The sequence below is a fragment of the Variovorax boronicumulans genome (assembly GCF_029892485.1).
GTDB lineage: Bacteria > Pseudomonadota > Gammaproteobacteria > Burkholderiales > Burkholderiaceae_C > Variovorax > Variovorax boronicumulans_B.
This window is the reverse complement of sequence record NZ_JARXVG010000006.1, coordinates 232055-252688: the sequence shown is the minus strand read 5'-3', so window position 1 is coordinate 252688 and position 20634 is coordinate 232055. Positions and strand designations below refer to the sequence as shown.

Genomic DNA, 20634 nt, shown 5'->3' with positions numbered 1-20634 from the left:
GGAGATAACTTCATGGCCTACATCAAGAGCCGCAAACACGCCGTCGCGCGCGCCGTTCCCCACCTCTCTGGCGCTGCCGCTGCAACGCTGATGGCCATTGTGGCCCCCGCCGCCTTTGCACAGGCAGGCGGCGCACTGCCCGAAGTCCGCGTGCAGGACTCCGCCGGCGTCGACTACAAGACTGACACCTCCGCCAATCCCAAATTCACCGCACCGCTGCTGAACACGCCGCAAACCGTCCAGGTGATCAAGGAACAGGTCATCCGCGAACAGGGCGCGACGACGCTGACCGAAGCGCTGCGCAACACACCCGGCGTGGGCACCTTCTTCCTCGGGGAGAACGGCAACACGAACACCGGCGACGCCGTCTTCATGCGCGGCTTCGACAGCTCGAGCAGCATCTTCGTCGACGGCATTCGCGACCTCGGCTCGATCTCGCGCGACGTGTTCAACATCGAGCAGGTCGAAGTGGTGAAGGGCCCGTCGGGCACCGACGTCGGCCGCACCTCGCCCACCGGCTACATCAACCTCGTCACCAAGAAGCCGAAGCTCGAAGACAGCTTCGTGGGCTCGATCGGCTTCGGCAGCGCCGACTACAAGCGCGGCAGCATCGACTGGAACAAGTCGCTCAGCAGCGCCAACGGCATCGGCGCGGCATTCCGCCTGAACGCCGTGGTGGAAGACTCGGGCGTTGCCGGCCGCGACTTCGTCAAGAACAAGCACACGGCCATTGCGCCGTCGATCGCGCTCGGCCTGAATTCACCCACGCGCTTCTACTTCGACTACCTGCACGTCGACCAGGACAACGTCCCCGACGGCGGCGTGCCCACCATCGGCCTGCCCAGCTATTCGAACCCCGATCCGACGGCACTCGGCGCACGTCGGCGCAGCTTCCTGAACTTTGCCTCGCCGGTCGATCCGAAGAATTTCTACGGCACGGCCTATGACTTCAACAAGGTGACGGCGGACATGTTCACCGCGCGCGTCGAGCACGACATCACGCCCGATGTCACGCTGCGCAACACCACGCGCTACGGCAAGACGAAGCAGGACTACATGCTGACGTCGTTCATGCTCGGCGGCCTCACGGCCACCGGTGCGCGGCCCGCGGCCGGCACGGCATTCCTCGACACGCTGGTCCCGGGCCTGCCCTCCACCTGGTCGGTCACGCGCAATTCGCCGACCAACAAGAACCAGGAAAACACGATCTTCGTCAACCAGACGAACGTGACCGCCAAGTTCGACACCGGCAGCGTGAGCCACTCGCTCAGCGCAGGCGTCGAGCTGATCCGCGAAGAACAGTCGAACCTGGGCTACTTCGCTCCCGGCGCGTTGTTCAACGGCCAGGCTGTGCAGAACGGCGCCTGGCCGGCCGCGAACCTCTACGCACCGAACCCCTACGTCAACGGCTACAGCCGCATTCAGAGCGGCGCCGACAGCAAGGGCGTGACCAATACGGTCGGCCTCTATGCCTTCGACACCGTCAAGCTCAACGAGCAGTGGCAGATCACGGGCGGCCTGCGCTTCGACCACTACAACACGTCGTTCCAGGGCGCGACGCTGTCGACCGCGACGACCAACCCGGGCCTGACGCTCGGCACGCTGGTGCCTTCGTCGCTGAAGCTCTCCGACAACCTGTTCACCGGCAAGATCGGCGTGGTCTACAAGCCTGTGAAGAACGGCAGCATCTACGCGGCCTACGGCACCTCGGCCCAGCCCCCGGGCGGCGCGAACTTCTCGCTGTCGGCCGCCGGCTCGGGCAACAGCGCTGCGCGCACCGACTTCCTGCCGCAGAAGGCCAAGACCTTCGAGATCGGAACGAAGTGGGATGTGATGAACGACAAGCTGTCGCTGACCGGCGCGATCTACCGCACGGACGTCACCAATGAAGTGGTGCAGGATCCGACCAATACCTCGCTCTACTACCAGAGCGGCAAGAAGCGCGTCCAGGGCATCGAGTTGGGCCTGGCAGGCAGCATCACCGAACGCTGGGGCGTGACGGCCGGGTTCACGACGATGGACACCAAGGTCCAGAGCGGCCCCAACGTCACCGCCGACGGCACCAATGTGCTGGTCTACACCCCGAAGAACGCCTTCACGGCCTGGACCACCTACCAGTTCCCGTTCGGCCTGACCATCGGCGGCGGCGCGCGCTACAACGGCAAGCTGCATCGCGGCACCGACGGCGCGGTGGGAACGCCGGCTTACATCGACGCCTACTGGGTGTTCGACGCCATGGCGTCCTATCGCATCAACAAGAACGTCGACCTCCAGTTGAACGTCTCCAACCTGTTCGACAAGCAGTACGCAGCGGCCATCAACAAGAGCGGCTACCGCTACACGCCGGGTACGCCCCGTTCGGCGAAGATCACCGCGAACTTCGCGTTCTGATCCTTGCCTGCCGGGTTCGCCCGGCACGGTGCGAAACTCGAGCCCCGGCCTGCGCCGGGGCTTTTCTCTTTGCGGAGTTCCCGAAATGATGCTGCATGTGCCCGACGTTCTGAGCCCCGCCCAGGTGCACGAAATGCGCACGGCGCTGGAGGCCACGAACTGGATCGATGGCCGCGAAACCGTTGGCGAACAGGGCGCGCAGGTCAAGCGCAACCGGCAACTGCCGGAGTCGTCGGCCGTCGGCCGAGAACTCGCCAGCACGGTGCTTGCCGCGCTGGCGCGTCATTCGCTCTTCTTTTCGGCAGCGCTGCCCCTGCGCTTCGTTCCACCCTTGTTCAACCGCTACGAGGGGGGCGAGCACTATGGCGTTCACGTCGACGGTGCGGTGCGCGCGCTGCCGGGCAGCGGCCAGCAACTGCGCACGGACCTGTCCTGCACGCTGTTCCTGTGCGATCCGGACGACTACGACGGCGGAGAGCTCGAGGTGATCGACACCTACGGGTCGCACGAGGTCAAGCTGCCGGCAGGCGACCTCATTCTGTATCCGGCGAGCAGCCTGCACCGCGTTCACCCTGTGACGCGCGGGGCGCGGGTTTGCTCGTTCTTCTGGCTTCAGAGCATGGTGCGCGGCGACCAGAAACGCAGCATGCTGTTCGAACTCGACCAGAACATCCAGAAATTGCGGGCGCGGCTGGGCGAATGCGAAGAGACGGTGGCGCTGACGGGCCACTATCACAACCTCTTGCGGCTTTGGTCCGAGGTGTAGCCGGGTGCCTGCGGAGGCTTCGCAAAGCCCGGTAACACCATAGTTATTGCAAATGCGATGGATTCTTATTTATAATCAGGCAACCAACAGCCAGCCCACTGCCGCTTTCACAGCCATGATCGTTTGCGTCTGCCGCCGAGTCTCCGACCGTGAAATCGCACGTCATGTGCGAGCCGGCATGACGTTCGACGAAGTCCAATTCGAACTCGGTGTGGCCACCCAGTGTGGTCAATGTGAAGGTTGTGCGCGCGATATCGTCGCACAGTGCAGTGCCTCGCATCCGGTCGCCGCGCTGAATCGCGAATCGGGTCCGAGGGCGATCCAGCTTGCCAGCTCCATCACGGAAAGCAAGGCATGGAACTCGTCTCGGCACTCGGCGGCAGCCTGATCCTGGTTGCAGGCTCGGTCTGGTGGATTTTTCGCAAGTAACGTCGTAGCGGTTTTGCTGCAATCGGGGCACGTTCCGGCGTGCCCGCACTCGAATGGTTGATCGTGTCTGACCGCTTTGCCCCCCCTCCCTCGGTTTTAGGCCTCTCGCGCAATGTCGTCATTGCGGGAGGCGTCATCCTTTTTCATGCGGCTGCGCTCTGGGCACTGCAAAGCGGACTGCTGCGGCGGGCCGCCGAAGTGGTGATCCCGGTCGAAATACTGAGCCAGTTCGTCGAGCCGCCAAAGCCCAAGGTGGATCCCCCTCCCCCGCCACCGCCACCACCGAAAGTGGCCAAAGCGCCGCCTCCGCCGCGGCCGCAAGCCATTCGCGAACCAAGGCCCACGCCCGCTCCGCAGGCGCCTGTGGGCACCACGGAACCGCCTCCTCCTCCAGCGCCGCCGGCTGCGCCCACGCCACCGGCTCCGCCCGCACTGCCTCCCGCTCCACCGGCCCCACCTGCCGTGCAATTGCCGTCGAGCAACGCCGACTACCTTCAGAACCCCAAGGCGGTCTACCCCGCCATGAGCAAGCGCCTCGGCGAACAGGGCAAGGTGATCGTCAAGGTGCTCGTCGGCGTAGATGGCCTGCCCAAGAGCGCCGAAGTCAAGAAATCCAGCGGTTTCGACCGCCTCGACGAGGCCGCCGTCGAATACATCATGAAATGCCGGTTCGTGCCCGGCAAGGTCAACGGCGTGGTGCAGGCCATGTCCTATGACGCCCCCGTCAACTACGTTCTGAACTAATTTTTCTCTGGAGCAACTTCGTATGGATTCCCAATTTGGCTTGATGAACGTCTGGAATCAGGGCGATTTCGTCACCAAGGCTGTCGCGGTGCTGTTGATCGGCATGTCGCTCGCGTCGTGGATCGTGATCATCGTCAAGGCGCTCGACGTCATCAAGTACAAGCGCCTTGCCAAGCACTCGCAGGACTTCTGGCACAGCGAAGACTTCGCCACCGCGCTGAACAAGCTCGGCAAGGACGACAGCAACCCGTTCCGCGCATTGGCACTCGAAGGCCGTGAAGCGGCAGCACACCACCGCAACACCAAGGCCCACCTGCACGACGCGCTCGACGTGAGCGACTGGATCACGCGCGCGCTGCGCAATGGCATCGACGCATTCACTGCACGCCTTCAGACCGGCCTCGCCATACTCGCCTCGGTCGGCTCCACGGCACCGTTCATCGGCCTCTTCGGCACGGTCTGGGGCATCTACCACGCACTGATGAGCATCAGTTCGGCCGGCCAAGCCACCATCGACAAGGTGGCAGGCCCGATCGGCGAGGCGCTGATCATGACGGCGCTCGGTCTGGCAGTGGCGATTCCCGCCGTGCTCGGCTACAACGCGCTGGTTCGCGGCAACAAGTTCGTGCTGACCAAGATCAACAGCTTTGCCCACGACCTGCATGCCTACTTCGTCACCGGCGCCCGCGTACAGAGCGGCAGCGGCGATGCCATCGTGGTTCCGCTCAAGAAAGGCTGAGCACCATGGCTTTCGGAACACAAGACGAGCCCGATGAGGTGATGAACGAGATCAACATGACGCCGCTGGTCGACGTCATGCTGGTGCTGCTGATCATCTTCATCATCACCGTGCCGGTGATGAAACACGCGGTCAACATCGACCTTCCTCGTGCCAGCAGCGAGCCGGAGCAACCCAAGCCGCAGAACATTTTGTTCAGCGTCACGGCCGATGGCAGCTACTACTGGAACGAACAGAAGATCGACGACAGCGAACTGCCCAACCGCCTCGCCGCCGAAGCCGCCAAGGAGCCGCAGCCCGAGCTGCACATCCGCGGCGACAAGGCCGTGCGCTATGAACGCGTAGCAAAGGCCATGTCGGAAGCGCGGGAGGCCGGCGTTCGGAAGATCGGCTTCATCACGGAACCCGAAACGAAGTAATCCGAATGCGAAGCGTGTGAAAAAATCAATCTTCACGATTGACTTTTTATTGAGAATCATTATCATTCACTCATCGCTTCGACAAGGGAACTCCAGATGCCAGCCACACCGAACGCCTTTTCTGTTCTGAACCATCCGTCGCTCGACCAATCAGGTGGCGGCCATGCGTCGATCCAGGCGTCGCGTCCGGTGCCAATGGTCGAAAGCACGGAGCTTCTCAAGGGAAGCAAGACCGTGGGCATCATGCACAACGGTTCGCTCTACCGCCTCCAAGCCACCAAACTCGGCAAGCTGATCCTGACCAAGTAGGTCACCCAGCCCGCCCTTCGCGCAAGTTTCATCGTGGGGCGACTCAAGGAGATTCATCTCCGAAGGGTCGTTTTTTGCTAGCCAACGGTTCGCCGACTAGCCAAGCTTTTTTTCACGCTGAACGCTCCAAAGAAAACGCCGACCTCGAAGTCGGCGTTTTGCTTTGTGCAGAAAGAACGACTCAGAGGCCGATTGCGGCAATGCCCGCCTTGGCGATCTGCGCATCTTCGTTCGACTTCACGCCGCTCACGCCAACCGCGCCGATGACCTGACCGTCCTTCACGATCGGCACACCGCCTTCGAGCAGGCCCTGAACCGCAGGTGCGGTCAGAAACGCAGTCCGGCCGCCATTGATGATGTCTTCATAGACCTTGCTCTCGCGCCGGCCCATGGCGGCCGTGTGCGCCTTGGCGGGAGCGATGTGCGACGACAGCGCCGCGGCGCCGTCCAGGCGCTGCAGCCAGAGCAGGTTGCCGGCGTCGTCCGAGATCGCGATGGTCACGGCCCAGTTGTTCTTGAGCGCTTCGGCTTCGGCTGCTGCGGCGATGGCCTTGACGTCGGCAAGTTCGAGGAATGATTTGGTCTTCATATTGAGCTCTGGTTGCGTAAAAACCCGAAAGCATAACGGCCGCCCGCCTCTAAACCGCCAAGGCGCTTAAGAACAACCTGCATACGGTCTTTCGGACACCCTCCTCTTGCAGCCACCTAGAATGCGCCCAACTGCGTAGCAGCAACCACAGGAGCTTCGGCCATGAACGACCGCGTCACCACCCTCGACACTTCCACTGGCTACGGCCAGACGTTGCCGCAGGCGGAGCGCCAACGCGTCCTGCGCAACACCTACTGGCTGCTGGCACTGAGCCTGCTGCCTACCGTGCTGGGCGCCTGGCTCGGCGTCAGCACCGGCATCACGCGCTCGCTCACCGGCGGGCTCGGCCTGATCGTCTTCATGGGCGGCGCATTCGGTTTCATGTTCGCCATCGAGAAGACAAAGAACTCGGCCGCCGGCGTTCCGGTGCTGCTGGCCTTCACCTTCTTCATGGGACTGATGCTGTCGCGCCTGATTGCAATGGTGCTCGGCTTCAAGAACGGCTCCGAGCTCGTCATGACGGCCTTCGGCGGCACTGCAGGCGTGTTCTTCGTGATGGCCTCGCTGGCCACCTTCATCAAGCGCGACCTGTCGGGCATGGGCAAGTTCCTGTTCGTCGGCGCGATGGTGCTGATGTTCGGCGCGATCATCAACGTGTTCGTCGGCTCGACCACGGGCATGCTGGTCATCTCGGTGGCCGCCATCGGCATCTTCTCGGCCTACATGCTCTACGACCTGAAGCAGATCATGGACGGCGGCGAAACCAACTACATCACCGCCACCCTGGCCCTGTACCTCGACCTGTTCAACGTGTTCCAGAGCCTGCTGGCACTGTTGGGCATCTTTGGCGGCGAACGCGACTGACCGGGCGAAGCGCTTCAAAGAACAAAGGGCCCCTCGGGGCCCTTTGCTATTCCAGGTCGAACACCGCAATCGACTCGACGTGCGCGGTGTGCGGGAACATGTTGATCACCCCCGCGAAGGTGCATCGGTAGCCGCCCTGATGCACCAGCAGCCCGGCATCGCGCGCGAGCGTCGACGGGTTGCAGCTCACATACACGATGCGCTTCGGCGGCGTCCAGCCATCGGTGCGCAACTCGGGTTGCTGATGCAGGTCGGCCATGGCCTTGGCGAGCGCGAAAGCGCCCTCTCGCGGCGGATCGACCAGCCACTTGTCGGCGCGGCCATCGGCCACCAGCATGGCCGGCGTCATCTCGAACAGATTGCGCGCCACGAACCGGGTCGCTGAGAGGGCGCGTCGCGCGCTCGTTGCAGGCTGGTTCTTCTGGAAGTTGTCGGTCGCGCGCGCCACCAGCGTGTCGCTGCCTTCGATGCCGAGCACCTCGCGCGCCCGGCTAGCCAGCGGCAAGGTGAAATTGCCGAGGCCGCAGAACCAGTCGATGACCCGTTCGTCGGGCTGCACGTCGAGCAGGCGAAGCGCCTTGCCCACCAGCGCGCGATTGATGTGCGGATTGACCTGTGTGAAATCGGTGGGCTTGAACGGCATGGTCACGCCGAACTCGGGCAAGCGGTAGGCGAGCGGCGCGCCGCCTTCTTCCAGCAGCTTCACCGTCTCCGGCCCCTTGGCCTGCAGCCACCACTGGATGCCTTTGTTCTGAGCAGCAAAGGCCTTCAGCCGGTCGATATCGGCGCCCGACAACGGCGCCAGATGCCGCAGCACCAGGGCGATCGTGCCGAGTGCCGTGGAATCGGGTGCGTCGCCGCAGGCCAGTTCGATCTGCGGACAGGTCTCGCGCGCATCCATCGAACCGATCAAAGCACGCAGCGGCATCAGCATCTCGCTGACCTGTTTCGGCAGCACGGGGCACACCTGCATGTCCGCCAGATAGCGGCTCTTGCGCTCGTGAAAGCCGATGAGCACCGTGCCCTTCTTGACCACGTGGCGCACCGACAGCCGCGCGCGATAGCGGTAATGCCATGCGGGGCCTTCCAACGGCCGAAGCACGCTCTCAGGACGCACCTTCCCCAGGTGCCACAGGTTGTCTTCGAGTGCACGCTGCTTCACGGCAACCTGGGCCGCCGCATCCAGGTGCTGCATCTTGCAGCCGCCGCAGGCGCCGGTGTGCAGGCCGAAATGCGGGCAGCCCGGGCGCACCCGCTGCGAGGACTCGCGCCGGATGTGGGTGACCGTGCCCTGCTCCCAGTTGTTCTTGCGGCGATGGACGTTGAACTGCACTTCCTCGAAAGGCAATGCGCCCTCGATGAAAACGACCATGCCGTCGGCCTTGTGGGAAACGCCCTGCGCATCGAGGTCGAGCGACTCGACCTTCAGCCATTCTTCGCCGGGATTCGTGGGGACTTTCTTTTCTTCGATGGATTCCGTCATCCCCCGATTGTCTCAGCGGCCGCCCCCGCTTTTCACCCCGCTAGAACAGCGCGTCCCGCCCGATGCCCGAGCGCGCCAGCTGCCGGCGCATCTTGGCCAGCGCCTCGTTCTGGATCTGCCTGACGCGCTCCCGCGTAAGGCCCAGGCGCACGCTCAGCACCTCGAGCGTTTCAGGCTCGCGGTCATGCAGGCCGTAGCGGCCTTCCAGCACCTCGCGCTCGCGTGCATCGAGCGCGTGGACCCACTGGTCGAGCAGGCGCTCCACCTCGTGCGCCTGCGTCACGCCGCTCGGATTGCCCTGCTCGTCGTCGGAGGCCACGGTGTCGGCCAATGTGAAGCCCTCGTCCCCGCGCGCATCGCCGGCATCGAGCGAGCGCGGCGCTTCGGACAGGGCCAGCAGGTCGGCCACCGCCTGCACGTCGCGACCGAGCAGTGCCGCGATGTCTTCCACGCGCACCCCGTCGGGTCGGCGCGCAAGAAACTCCGCGTCGCCTTCGAGCGCACGCCGGGCACGCAGCACCTGCTGCAGTTCGCGCACCACGTGCACCGGCAGGCGGATCGCGCGCGCCTGCGTCATGACCGCGCGCTCGACTGACTGGCGGATCCACCAGGTCGCATACGTGGAAAAACGGAAACCGCGTTCAGGCTCGAACTTGGTGATGGCGTGCATCAGTCCGAGGTTGCCCTCTTCGATGAGGTCCGACAGCGGCACACCGCGGCCAAGGTAGCCCTTGGCGATGTTGACCACGAGCCGGAGGTTGTGCTCGATCATCGATTGCCGTGCCGCGAAATCGCCGGACCGCGCAGCGCAGGCGGTCTGGAATTCCTCGTCGGGCGTGAAGAGCTCGGTGCGCCGGACCTGGCGCAGGTAGATGGTCAGCGCATCGGCACCTTCGCCGCCGATCAACTCGGTCATTGCGCCTCGCGGCAGCGATGCGTTGAGCGCTACGGGGTCGGCTGGGAGCGCCTCATCGGCAGAGGCGTCCCTTTCGCCGTCATGAGACTTGCCGCCTCGGCCCGCCAGCCCGCGCACAGGCAGTGTGCGGCGGGGGCGGGAGGCAGCCATGGCATCACCGGCCGGGCAGGTAGCGTGACGGATCGACGGGCTTGCCCTGACGGCGGATCTCGAAATGCAGCTTCACGCGATCGGCGTCGCTGTTGCCCATTTCGGCGATCTTCTGGCCCTTCTGAACCGACTGGTCTTCCTTCACGAGCAGCGCCTGGTTGTGCGCATATGCCGTGAGGTAGGTGTTGTTGTGCTTCAGGATGATCAGGTTGCCGTAGCCGCGCAGGCCCGCACCCGCATAAACCACTCGCCCGTCGGCCGCGGCCAGCACGGGGTCGCCGGCCTTGCCGCTGATATCGTAGCCCTTGTTCTTGGCTTCGTCGAAGCCGGCGATCAGCGAACCGCTCGCGGGCCAGATCCAGCCGAGATCTTCGTCGCCCGAACTTCCGCTGCCGGGGCTCGCCGGAGAGGCCGTGACAGGCGCCGCCGGCTTGACCGGCGTGCTGGCACCGGTCGCAGGAACGGGTGCCACCACCGAGGGTGGCACAACCGGCTTGGTGACGGCGCCATCCGATCCGGAAGCCGCGGGAGCGGTTGCAACGGCAGTGCCCGAACCCGAGGGCGGAATCACACGCAGCACCTGGCCCACTTCGATCAGGTCGGCGTTGTCGAGATTGTTCCAGCGGACGATGTCCTGCCAGCGTTGTCCGGTTTCGCTGCCGATGCGGCGGATCGTGTCGCCGGGACGTACCGCGTAGTAGCCGGGCTTGCCGTAGTTCTCGATGCCCGCCAGCGGCTTGCCATTGGCATCGACGGTGATGGGAGAACCGCCAGGCGTGGCACCGGGCGCCCGCGTCATGGTGCCGCGGTCTTCGACGGGCGCCGGCCCGCGCGGTGCGGAGCAGCCCGCGATCACGAGCACGACGGCCAACGTGATGCCCGCGAACAAACTCCGATTGCCAAAACCCTGCATTTGTTATTCCTTCAAGCGATGCCTGATTTTAGGGGGACAAAGTGAACCGCCTCAAGAATGAGGCGCTCAAGCCCACGGGCAGTCTTGTCGATGACGACAAGGGCTTGGCCGCCCTTGGCCGAATGGGTCGGCGCAACGATGCGCCCGCCGACCGCGAGTTGTTCGATCCAGGCCTCTGGAACGGCTTCGCCGCCGGCCGCCGCGATGATGCCGGCATAGGGCGCGCCCTTGGCATAGCCGACCATTCCATCGCCCAGCATCAGGTGAACCGTGGCCAGCCGGAAGTGACGCAGATTGGCGCGTGCACGCTCATGCAGGCCGCGCAGGCGCTCGATGCTGTAGACCTCGGTCGCCACGTGGTTCAGCACCGCGGCCTGGTAGCCGCAGCCGGTGCCGATCTCTAGCACGCGGCCGAGCCGGTCGTTCGGCTTTCCGGCCAGCGCGGGCGCGGCCAGCAGGAGTTCGATCATGCGAGCCACGACGCTCGGCTTGGAAATGGTCTGCCCCAGGCCGATCGGCAGGCTGGTGTCTTCGTAGGCCTGGTTGACCAGGGCGCTGTCCACGAAGCGATGCCGCTCGACGGCGCTCATTGCACGCAGCACGCGCGGATCGGAAACACCCTGCGCCGCGAGCTTTTGCACCATGCGTGCGCGCACGGCGTCCGAAGCCATCGAGGGCGTGGAAGGCACCATGGGCTTGACCGGCACGGCGGGCATGCGCCCGCGCGTGGCAGCCGAAGCGGTGGGTGTCAGGCGAACCGGAAAGCTGGGCCGTTGCGTGGCCATGTCAATTGCCGAGACGGGCCACCGTCTCGCGCCATTGGCCAAGGTTGGCGTGGTCGGTCAGGTCGATCTGCAGCGGGGTGAGGGCGATATGGCCTGCGGCGGTGGCGTGGAAGTCGGTGCCCTCGCCGCTGTCCTTGGCGCTGCCCGCGCCTGCGATCCAGTACATCGTCTCGCCGCGCGGACTGTCCTGCGTGATGACCTTCTCCGCCGCGTGACGACGGCCGAGCCTGCAGACCCTGACCGGCCTCAGTTCGTCGAACGGCCGGTTCGGCACATTCACGTTGAGCAGGAAAGCCGGACCGCCGATCATCTTCTCGCGCTCGATCTGCTGCACCAGCCGGCGCGCCACCTGTGCGGCCGCATCCACGTGCGCCCAGCCCTTTTCGATCTGCGAGAAAGCAATGGCCGGAATGCCGAACAGGTAGGCCTCCATGGCCGCGCCGACCGTGCCTGAATAGATGGTGTCGTCGCCCATGTTGGCGCCGTTGTTGATGCCGGAAACCACCAGGTCGGGCCGGTAGTCGAGCAGGCCCTTGAGCGCGATGTGCACGCAGTCGGCCGGCGTGCCGGTCACGTAGCGGAAACCGTTGTGCGCCTTGTGCACGTAGAGCGGTGCGGCCAGCGTCAGTGCATTCGACTTGGCGCTGTTGTTGTGTTCGGGTGCGACCACCTCGACTTCGGCGATGTCCTTGAGCGCGTCGTGCAATGCGACGATGCCCGGTGCCTGGAAGCCATCGTCATTGGAAATAAGTATCTTCATGGTGCTTTTCGGTGCACCGGATTGTAGGCGTCGGGTGCGTCGCAGCAGGGACAAGGATGCCCCGCCGCGACACCTATCATGCCCGCAGTCATTGCCTCAACATTACCCATCCGAAGGAGACCCGAGCATGCACGCATGGCTTTGCGAAAACCCCATTGGCGTCGACGCGCTGACCTGGAAGGAACTGCCGACGCCCACGCCGGGTCCAGGGCAGGTGCTGATCGAAATCAAGGCGGCCAGCCTGAATTTCCCCGACCTGCTGATCGTGCAGAACAAGTACCAGATGAAGCCGCCCCTGCCCTTCGTTCCGGGGTCGGAATATGCGGGCGTCATCCAGGCGGTCGGCGAAGGCGTGACGCACCTGAAGGTCGGCCAGAACGTGGCCTGCCTGTCGGGCACCGGCGGCTTCGGCACCCACACGCTGGCACCCGCCGCGCTGTGCATGCCGCTGCCCGAGGGCTTCGGCCATGTCGACGCGGCCGCGTTCATCATGATCTACGCCACCTCGTGGCATGCACTGATGGACCGCGCGCAGCTCAAGGCCGGGGAAACCGTGCTGGTGCTGGGTGCAGCAGGCGGCGTGGGGACTGCAGCCATCCAGATTGCCAAGGCTGCCGGTGCCAAGGTGATTGCTGCCGCTTCCACCGACGAGAAATGTGAACTGTGCCGATCCATTGGTGCCGATGCGACGATCAACTACACGACCCACGCATTGCCCAACGGCTTTCGGGACGCCATCAAGGCGGCAACCGACGGCAAGGGCCCCGATGTCATTTACGACCCCGTGGGCGGTGATTTTGCAGAGCCTGCTTTTCGCTCCATTGGCTGGCGCGGCCGCTATTTGGTGGTGGGTTTTGCATCAGGCCCCATTCCATCGCTGCCATTGAACCTGACCCTGCTGAAAGGCGCGTCGCTCGTGGGCGTGTTCTGGGGCGATTTCGCCAGGCGCGAACCCAAAGCCAATGCGCAGATGATGGCCGAATTGGCACAGTGGTACGGACAAGGAAAGATCAAACCGGTGATCGACAGCACGATGCCGATGGCCGAATTGAAGGCCGCGTATGCCCACATGGGCTCGCGCGGCGTCAAAGGAAAACTCGTGATGGTGAACTGAGCGAGCCTCGTTTCAGCATCCATAAAAAAGCCCGCATCAGCGGGCTTTTTTATTGATAAAAGTTCGGCGACTCGGGGCGCTTACTTGATCTCGTAATCAGAAAGCGACTTGCCGGCAGCCAATGCTTCGGTCACCCAGCGTGGCTTGCGGCCACGGCCACCAGACCAGGTTTCGCCTGTCGGACCACGGTATTTGGCAGCTGCCTTGGGTGCCGCGGCACCTGCACTGCGCTTGGCGGCCGGACCGCGGCCGCCGAGCTTCAGGTCGGAAGCGGTCAAACCGAATTCCGCAATCTTCTTGCGCAACTCCTCGATCACGCCTGCGCGCTCCTGGTTACGGAGGTCTTCGGCCTGCTTGCGCAATTGAGCAATCTGCTCGTCGTGCTTCTTGATCTGGGAATTGATATCGGCGAGTGTCGAAGCCATTGTTGGACTCCTGAAATTGAAAACGGGTGGATTTTAATTCAGTTTACATTTGCCACAAGTACGCCGACCCCAAAAAAATGGCAGCACCAATCGGTGCAATGCAACAGGGCGCAACGCAAAGCAGATCGCTTTCGCGCGGTATATCGAGGGGAAACAGGAGGGAAAGTTCGAGGCAACTGCTGCAACGAGCGATTTGCCAAAAATGACAACGCCGGGTAAACCCGGCGTTGTATTTGCTTGAGTGCTATTTGGAAATAGCACGAAGAAGTTGTTTTTTGGGGTGGCTGATGGGACTCGAACCCACGACGACCAGAATCACAATCTGGGACTCTACCAGCTGAGCTACAGCCACCGCAGAGCCCGCAATTGTAGCGTCAAAAATCGCGATTTTTGCTTCGGCGACTGCGACATGGTTTGAAATTCATGTTCAGCCTGCCGCAAGAGGGCCCGACGCCGACACACCCTCCTCGATCTTGATCGATCCATCGGATCGTTCGCAGGTGCCGATCAGGAGTCCACTGGCAATGGCGTGATCGCGCAATTCGCCCAGTACCTCGTCACGGCCCGGCTCTTCGGAAAACACCGGAACGGTGCCCAGCGCAAACAGCTGGAAGGCATAGCGATGCACGCCGTGGCCGGGCGGAGGGTCCGGAGGCAGCCAGGTCGCCTGCAGGCTCGAATTGAGCCCGACGTGCAGGCCTGCGCCTTCGCGATCACCACCGGGAATGGCCGCCTCTGCCAGCGCGCCGTCTTCAGGCGCCAGCCCGACCACGATGGCATGCACCAGCGGATTGGGCGTGGGCGAGTCGGCGTCCTCGACGACCAGCACCAGCGATGCGGCGCCCTTGGGCAGCCCCGTCCATTGCAAGGGAGGCGAAACGCCCTCTCCATCGGCCGTGTAGCGCGACGGAATCGGTGCATGGTCGGCGAACGCCAGGCTCGTCAGCGTCATCGAGGCCATGCCTTCGCGCAGGCCGAGCGTGTTGAAGACGATGTTGTCCAGGCCGGCGCGCACGCCGTGCAATGCACGGCCGACGGCTTCAGGTAGTTTTTCGAGCATGCGGCAGGTATAGCCCCGCATGCGTCCGCCCGCTGTAGGACGCCACAGCGCCCTGGCCGCTGCCCTGCAGCAAAAATCCTCGCTCGCACGCACCGATGCGGATCGCGGGTGCGACCGCTCACATGGCTCCGCTATCATCGACGCGGCCCGCGCAGCCGGGCGCGGCGCTTCGCCACTTCCACCTCACCAAAGGAATTTCTTCATGAGCATCGTCTGGACTATTCTGATCGGGTTCGTCGTGGGTCTTGTGGCACGCGCCGTGAAGCCCGGCGACGATTCCGCCGGCTTCATCGTGACCACGCTGATCGGCATTGCAGGCTCGCTGATCGTCACCTACGTCGGCCAGGCCATGGGCTGGTACACCGCAGGCCAGGGCGCCGGCTTCATCGCTTCCGTGCTGGGCGCGATCGTTCTGTTGATCCTCTACGGCCTGATCAAGCGCAAGAGCTGATCCCCACGCGGCCTTGCCGTCGCCGCGCAGCGCGGCAAGGCCAAGCCAGGCCGCGAACCCCATGCCCCGCAAGCCACGCGCCAGGCACCACGTCTATGTGGTCGAGCTCGACGATCGCGTGTGGAACAGCAGCCGCTTCAGGCGCGCCAATCCCAACTACCAGCTCGGCAAGCCCTTCGTCTACGTGGGCATGACTGGCCTGGACCCGGACATCCGCTTCGACAAGCACAAGGCCGGCATCCAGGCCAACAGCTTCGTGCAGGCGTTCGGCTTGCGGCTGCTCCCCGCGCTCTACGAGCGCCACAACCCGATGCCTTATGACGACGCGCGCCTCATGGAGGTCGACCTCGGCATCGCATTGCGCAAGGCCGGCTACGGCGTCTGGCAGGCCTGACGCGCCGCGCCATGCGAATCGGGGTTCTCAGGAGTAGGTGACCCAGTCCCCGTACGCCGGCCCATCGAGATGCGGCAGCGTGTTGTAGGTCACCAGCATGTGGCGCTTCGGCGTGAAGGCGAACTCCGTCACCGAGGTGTTGCGGATGCGCAGGTTGAGTTCGATGGTCGTCTCGGCGCTCGTGCCCAGTACATGGCCGACCGCGGTGCTGATCGGCCCTCCACTCGACACCACCAGCACCTTCGCCCCGTGGTGCCGGTCGCGCACATGGTCGAGCGCCGTCGTCACGCCGGAGAGAAAGTCGACATAGTTCGGCATGCCGACCGGTGCCGTCCTGCCCTGCATCCATGCGCCCAACCCTTCGCGCAACAGGCGGAAGTGATGGCGGTACATCTCGGGTGAATCGGGCTTCTCGAGCTTGCCCTCGTGAATGGTGGCAATGACCGCCTCGCTGTCGTACTCGTTGAGCCCGGGCCACGGCAGCACATCGTCGCGCTCGAGCCCGAGGCCCTTGGCGATGCCTTCCCAGGTCTGGCGATGCCGCTTCAGGGTGCCGGTGATGACGGCATCGAACTTCATGCCGCGCTCGCGCCAATACTCGCCCAGGCGCACGGACTGTCGGTGCCCGAGCTCGCTCAGGTTGTCATAGTCGGCGGCGCCGAAGCTGGCCTGCCCGTGGCGCACAAGGTAGAGGGTTCCCATGCGCCGGATTCTGGCAAGAAGCGCGGGCGACGCTTGTCCCTCGTGCGACCAAAAAAAAGCCCGGGTCATCGACCCGGGCGTTTGTCGTGCGCGGCGCCTTGTCAGCGCGCTGTGGCAACGGGCAGCGTGTCCGCCGGCTTCGGCACGAGGATCTTGGCCTTGAAGCGTTCCTTCAGAAGGTCGTAGTAGGCGGCAGCCTCGGCAGCGGTGACCGACTGGCCGACCTGCGCACTTTCCTGCTGCGCCTGCTCCGGCGTCGGCGGCGTGCGCGGAACCACCTTGGTCACGCGGACCACCGAATAACCCTGCGCACCCAGGTCCACGCCCACCAGCGAAGGCAGCTTGGCCGCATCGGCGCGCAGCGCGGCATCGATCACGGGAAGGGGCTGCGACTGCGCATCAATGCGCGAGACCGTGACCGGGGCGCCGAAGGTTGCGCCGTCCGCCTTGGTCGTCCAGGCCGCGAGCTTGGCTTCGCCTTCGGCCTTGGCGAGCGCGGCGGCACGCTCGGTGACGAGCTGCGCGCGGATCTTTTCCTTGACCTCGGCCAGCGGGATCGGATGCGCGGGCGTGTACTGGGTCACGCGGCCCGACGCGAGCTGGCTGGAGCCAACCTCGATCGCCTCGGTGTTCTGCTTGCGCTCGAGCGAGTCGCTCGCATACAGCGCGCTCAGGAAGTTGCGGCTGGCCAGCGGACCCTTCGCGCCCGGCGCGGGAATGCGCGGGACATTGGTCGCTGTCTGGATCGTGAGCTTGAGCTTCTCCGCGGCGGACTTGAGGCTGTCGGGCTGCTGGTAGACCGCATCGGTGAACACCTCGGCGGCCTTCGCGAATTCCTGCGCGGCCTGTGCGGCGCGGACTTCGCCTTCGATGGTCGCGCGCACTTGTTCGAAAGGCGGCACCACGGCCGGCTTGATGTCGACGAGGTGGATGATGTGATAGCCGAACTCGGTTTCGACAATGCCGCTGATCTCACCCTTCTTCAGCGCGAACATCGCATCCTCGAACGGCTTGACCATCGCGCCCTTGGTGACGAAGTCGAGGTCTCCGCCCTTCTCCGCCGAGCCCGGGTCCTGTGAGTTCTTGCGCGCCACGTCACCGAAGGTGTTCGGCGCCTTTTTTACATCGGCAAGCAGTTGCTCTGCCTTGGCCTTTGCCTTGGCACGATCGGCGGCCGCCATGCTGGCCGGCGCGGTGATCAGGATGTGGCTGGCGCGGCGTTCTTCCTTCGTGCCGAAGCGCGCGGTGTTCTGTTCGTAGTAGGTCTTGAGATCGGCTTCGCTGACGACGACGTTCTTCTTGGCCGCATCGAGGTCGAGCAACAGATATTCGATGTTGGCCTGCTCGGGCGCCTGGAACTGCGAGGTGTGGTCCTTGTAATAGGCCTCCACATCGGCGTCGCTCACGGTCACCTTCGAAGCAAAGCTCTCCGGCGTGAAGCGCGCCACCTGGATTTCGCGGCGGTCGTAGAAGGCATTGACCGTGGCGGCCACCAGCGCGGGCGGCGTGAGGGACGTGCCCGAGACGCCGAGCAGCACCTGTTGCGTGGACATGTCGGCGCGCACCGAGGCTTCGTACTGCTCGGGCGTTCGGCCCGTCACGCGCAGGAAGGTTTCGCGGTCGAACTTGCCATCGGGCGTGCGGAACGAGGCGAGGCCCTGGTCCTGCGCAAAGATCCGCCCCAGGCGGTCTTCGGACACCGTCATGTTCGCCTTGGCGGCCGCCGCGGCCAGCACGCGGTCGCGCACCATGCGCTCCAGCGTGGCATAGCGCAGGGCGTCCGAGTCGAGCACCGTCGGATCGACGTTGGGCGACTGCTGGCGGATGCGATCGCTCTCGATGCGGTGCTGCGCGTCCCACTCGGGCTTGGTGATGTCGTGGCCCTCGATGCGGGCAACCTTCTCGTCGCTGCCGGAGCCCTGATAACGTTCGACGCCGAAGAGCACGAACGACGGAATGATCAGCAAGAACAAGAAAATCATGACGATCTTGTTGTACTTGCGGAAGAAATCAAACATGCTTGGACACTCTTTTTCGACGGAAGTCGGACGGCAATAAAAAAGGCGAACTGGTGTTCGCCTTTGCATCTGGGTGGTGGTGGGTGCTGAGGGGCTCGAACCCCCGACCTACGCCTTGTAAGGGAACAGGATTCCCTTACAAATCAACGAGATAGCAAGCTTACCAACCATTCGCTACCAACTTTGGCGCGTAGCGACGGCAGATTCTACTCGGGGCGGCGATGGCTAAAAACCCTACGCTAGCTCTGCGATGGATCCATTCCACCCACACCCGTTATTGGCCTTCTCCTGATCAGAATGCTTTTCTTTTCCGGTTGACTGATGTCTACGGGCTCCAGACGAGGCAATCCGTCATCTTTCAACCATGGCGGGCGATTTGCTGTCGCTGCTTTCGCAGCCCTTACGAATGCCTCGGTGACGTCTGCAGTAGCACTCGCTTCAATCTGAGACAACCGCGAGTTCATGCTTCGAAGGTTGGAAAGAATCTCGCCAAGCATCTCGTCGGTTGCTGGCGGCGCCACAGGTGCGCCAGCCTCGGGATTTTCATCAACGGCCGCTCTAAAGTCTTCGTCGAAACTCTCCCAGTGCGCATCGAACGACTTTTTCAGCTGAGCCTCGGTGAGCCGCGTTTCACCTAGCGCCGAGTTCAGCGTGGCAGCGAGCTTGTACATCTCATCGCGCGTGGGCCTGGTGTGATTGAACTGAGCCAGAGGCCCGAGCACGTCTGTAGGCTCCAAGTCAATCAGCAGCGTGCAAATCCTATTAGTCGGAACACCCTTTGCGATGGCACCCGCCTCAAAAAGGATCCAAGGCGCAGTTTTGTTGCGTTGCGTCAAGCAAAAAATTCCAACAGAAGACTCTTGGAGTTGGCTACCAATGTCGCCAAACCACTGCGCCCCGCGTTGAATATCTTCGGATGAGAGCCAAGGACGTGCAGCCTGAATGACTGCCATTACCCATTCCCTAAGCACTTGCGCAACAGCATGGCTGCGTGGCCCCGACCAGCTGACAAACACCTTCATGAGCGACCTCATCGTTTTTGCGGATCACTCAGCCAAAGGCGGCTGTGAACCAAGGACTCAATGTAACGTGATGCTTGGCTTCACAACGCGTTGAGCGCGGCAAATTTTCTGCCATTGCGCCTCCACAAGACTGCGGCAAGGCAAGGTAGGAAGCCCCTCCGTTTCCAGCGACGGCATTAACCATATGAAAGAGAGGGAAATAACTGGTCTAGACCACCTCCAAGCGGCCCATGCATTTTTTCAATCACTACACGCCGGTCGATTATCACGTGGAACGACGGCGATATTTGACCACTGCAATCAAAGTCTTCAGCATCCATGCGGTCTGCCGCAAGAAATCATCTCCAAAGCCAATGTTCATGCGGCATACGCGATGATGCCCTTGCTTCTGCGCGGGGTGTGGGCACTTTGACTGTTGACGACGCCGTCAACAGGTGTTACTCATTTTTGAGTAAGTGTGCGCTCCGGGCGCTAAACGCCATATGTAGTGGGTTGTTGAGCCACGACACCCTAGATATAGTTTCCCCAAGTCCTGTTTCTGGAGGTCCAGAAACACAGAAGGGTCAGACCTGGTTGCACAGATCTGACCCTCTGGCCCCACCTGTTTTAGCTTGGCGGGGGAAACGAACAGCGAAAAACCATTCGTGCCTAGACAGCGCAAATATTTTTGCATTTCGCGAAGACGGCGCCAAGCACTTTTTTTTGGGTATCCAAAATGAGTAGCAACTTGTGTGTCGAAGTTACGCACGTGAATCTAGACGGTTTTTCAGTCGTAGAGGTAGGTGCTGTGCTGAATGGTCGCCAAATGTGGCGCCTTCCTGTGGCCGCAGTCGTGGCGATGTATCGTGCGGGAGCGCGCTTTTTCATAAGGCTCAGCAACGGCAAGGCGGTGGAGATCTACCCCGATGACCGCATGCGCGACAGCGACATTTCGCTCCGCACTGCCGCGGACAAAATCGTCGCCCCTGCGCTCCGTTCGCTGCCTCAGTTTCCGAACTGATCCGACCTCGACACGTGGCGACGGCCCTCGGCCCGCGCCACGCAGTCAGGCCAACTTAGTAAGCCATTGATATTCAATGGCTTTTTTCATTTCCGACTTGGAGCAAGAACGACCCTGTGCCATCCCCACGCCCGTTTATTAACAGCGTGCCGCATCTTCAACCCGCACCGCTTATCGGCCTCAACCAATCG

At 63.2% G+C, this 20634-nt stretch carries 22 protein-coding genes and 1 tRNA gene; 11 read left to right on the top strand and 12 right to left on the bottom strand.

Annotated features, from left to right (window positions below; genetic code table 11):
• Nucleotides 1–12 precede the first annotated feature (12 nt).
• The 7 genes from M2282_RS16460 (at nt 13) to hemP (ending at nt 5797) form a co-directional block, all read left to right on the top strand.
• Nucleotides 13–2391 (top strand): catecholate siderophore receptor Fiu, encoded by a 2379-nt coding sequence (locus M2282_RS16460; RefSeq protein WP_280809856.1) that lies wholly within the window; start codon nt 13–15, stop codon nt 2389–2391.
• Nucleotides 2392–2476: 85 nt separating this feature from the next.
• Entirely contained in the window at nt 2477–3157 is a 681-nt protein-coding gene (locus M2282_RS16455) for a Fe2+-dependent dioxygenase (protein ID WP_280809855.1), read from the top strand.
• 115 nt (nt 3158–3272) lie between these two features.
• Nucleotides 3273–3545: a (2Fe-2S)-binding protein gene (locus M2282_RS16450; protein ID WP_093434223.1), complete on the top strand. Its 273-nt coding sequence runs from the start codon at nt 3273–3275 to the stop codon at nt 3543–3545.
• A gap of 101 nt (nt 3546–3646) precedes the next feature.
• Nucleotides 3647–4330, top strand: coding sequence for an energy transducer TonB (locus M2282_RS16445; RefSeq protein WP_432422910.1), 684 nt, complete (start codon nt 3647–3649; stop codon nt 4328–4330).
• A 22-nt stretch (nt 4331–4352) separates the two neighbouring features.
• Nucleotides 4353–5069, top strand: coding sequence for a MotA/TolQ/ExbB proton channel family protein (locus M2282_RS16440; RefSeq protein WP_280809854.1), 717 nt, complete (start codon nt 4353–4355; stop codon nt 5067–5069).
• A 5-nt stretch (nt 5070–5074) separates the two neighbouring features.
• Nucleotides 5075–5488 (top strand): ExbD/TolR family protein, encoded by a 414-nt coding sequence (locus tag M2282_RS16435; protein WP_280809853.1) that lies wholly within the window; start codon nt 5075–5077, stop codon nt 5486–5488.
• 96 nt (nt 5489–5584) lie between these two features.
• Nucleotides 5585–5797, top strand: coding sequence for a hemin uptake protein HemP (gene hemP / locus M2282_RS16430; protein ID WP_280809852.1), 213 nt, complete (start codon nt 5585–5587; stop codon nt 5795–5797).
• 181 nt (nt 5798–5978) lie between these two features.
• Here the strand turns inward: hemP and M2282_RS16425 are convergent, their stop codons facing one another.
• Nucleotides 5979–6386, bottom strand: a complete 408-nt coding sequence (locus M2282_RS16425) for a GlcG/HbpS family heme-binding protein (protein ID WP_013540499.1) — start codon at nt 6384–6386, stop codon at nt 5979–5981.
• Between the two features lie 162 nt (nt 6387–6548).
• On the opposite strand from M2282_RS16425, the gene M2282_RS16420 reads away from it, so the two are divergent.
• Nucleotides 6549–7250: a Bax inhibitor-1/YccA family protein gene (locus M2282_RS16420; protein ID WP_280809851.1), complete on the top strand. Its 702-nt coding sequence runs from the start codon at nt 6549–6551 to the stop codon at nt 7248–7250.
• Between the two features lie 46 nt (nt 7251–7296).
• On the opposite strand, the gene rlmD is transcribed toward M2282_RS16420, so the two are convergent.
• The 5 genes from rlmD to surE are packed head-to-tail and all read right to left on the bottom strand — an operon-like array spanning nt 7297 to nt 12257.
• Nucleotides 7297–8733: a 23S rRNA (uracil(1939)-C(5))-methyltransferase RlmD gene (gene rlmD, locus M2282_RS16415; protein WP_280809850.1), complete on the bottom strand. Its 1437-nt coding sequence runs from the start codon at nt 8731–8733 to the stop codon at nt 7297–7299.
• Between the two features lie 40 nt (nt 8734–8773).
• Nucleotides 8774–9799, bottom strand: a complete 1026-nt coding sequence (locus M2282_RS16410; RefSeq protein WP_280809849.1) for a sigma-70 family RNA polymerase sigma factor — start codon at nt 9797–9799, stop codon at nt 8774–8776.
• Between the two features lie 4 nt (nt 9800–9803).
• A complete protein-coding gene (locus M2282_RS16405; RefSeq protein WP_280809848.1) occupies nt 9804–10712 on the bottom strand; it encodes a peptidoglycan DD-metalloendopeptidase family protein in 909 nt (302 codons plus the stop codon).
• Between the two features lie 11 nt (nt 10713–10723).
• Entirely contained in the window at nt 10724–11497 is a 774-nt protein-coding gene (locus tag M2282_RS16400; protein WP_280809847.1) for a protein-L-isoaspartate(D-aspartate) O-methyltransferase, read from the bottom strand.
• A gap of 1 nt (nt 11498) precedes the next feature.
• A complete protein-coding gene (gene surE, locus M2282_RS16395) occupies nt 11499–12257 on the bottom strand; it encodes a 5'/3'-nucleotidase SurE (RefSeq protein ID WP_280809846.1) in 759 nt (252 codons plus the stop codon).
• A gap of 127 nt (nt 12258–12384) precedes the next feature.
• Between surE and M2282_RS16390 the strand changes: the two genes are divergently transcribed.
• Nucleotides 12385–13371: an NADPH:quinone oxidoreductase family protein gene (locus tag M2282_RS16390; RefSeq protein WP_280810041.1), complete on the top strand. Its 987-nt coding sequence runs from the start codon at nt 12385–12387 to the stop codon at nt 13369–13371.
• Between the two features lie 80 nt (nt 13372–13451).
• On the opposite strand, the gene M2282_RS16385 is transcribed toward M2282_RS16390, so the two are convergent.
• The 3 genes from M2282_RS16385 to M2282_RS16375 all read right to left on the bottom strand — a co-directional run bounded on the left by M2282_RS16385 (nt 13452) and on the right by M2282_RS16375 (nt 14856).
• Complete coding sequence (locus M2282_RS16385; protein WP_280809845.1) at nt 13452–13796, bottom strand: H-NS histone family protein; 345 nt, start codon at nt 13794–13796, stop codon at nt 13452–13454.
• Nucleotides 13797–14072: 276 nt separating this feature from the next.
• A tRNA-His gene (locus M2282_RS16380) sits at nt 14073–14148 on the bottom strand.
• Between the two features lie 75 nt (nt 14149–14223).
• Complete coding sequence (locus tag M2282_RS16375) at nt 14224–14856, bottom strand: YbhB/YbcL family Raf kinase inhibitor-like protein (RefSeq protein ID WP_280809844.1); 633 nt, start codon at nt 14854–14856, stop codon at nt 14224–14226.
• Nucleotides 14857–15058: 202 nt separating this feature from the next.
• On the opposite strand from M2282_RS16375, the gene M2282_RS16370 reads away from it, so the two are divergent.
• Both M2282_RS16370 and M2282_RS16365 read left to right on the top strand, forming a co-directional pair.
• Nucleotides 15059–15307 carry a GlsB/YeaQ/YmgE family stress response membrane protein gene (locus M2282_RS16370; protein ID WP_013540415.1) on the top strand — a complete coding sequence of 83 codons (249 nt, stop codon included), beginning with the start codon at nt 15059–15061 and terminating at the stop codon, nt 15305–15307.
• Between the two features lie 61 nt (nt 15308–15368).
• Nucleotides 15369–15701, top strand: coding sequence for a hypothetical protein (locus M2282_RS16365; protein ID WP_280809843.1), 333 nt, complete (start codon nt 15369–15371; stop codon nt 15699–15701).
• Nucleotides 15702–15728: 27 nt separating this feature from the next.
• On the opposite strand, the gene M2282_RS16360 is transcribed toward M2282_RS16365, so the two are convergent.
• The 3 genes from M2282_RS16360 to M2282_RS16350 form a co-directional block, all read right to left on the bottom strand.
• The gene (locus tag M2282_RS16360; protein WP_280809842.1) at nt 15729–16403 is read right to left on the bottom strand and encodes a histidine phosphatase family protein; all 675 of its coding nucleotides are present in this window, start codon (nt 16401–16403) and stop codon (nt 15729–15731) included.
• Nucleotides 16404–16504: 101 nt separating this feature from the next.
• Nucleotides 16505–18421 carry a peptidyl-prolyl cis-trans isomerase gene (locus M2282_RS16355; RefSeq protein WP_280809841.1) on the bottom strand — a complete coding sequence of 639 codons (1917 nt, stop codon included), beginning with the start codon at nt 18419–18421 and terminating at the stop codon, nt 16505–16507.
• Nucleotides 18422–18660: 239 nt separating this feature from the next.
• Nucleotides 18661–19443, bottom strand: coding sequence for a toll/interleukin-1 receptor domain-containing protein (locus M2282_RS16350; protein ID WP_280809840.1), 783 nt, complete (start codon nt 19441–19443; stop codon nt 18661–18663).
• Nucleotides 19444–20634: the final 1191 nt, after the last annotated feature.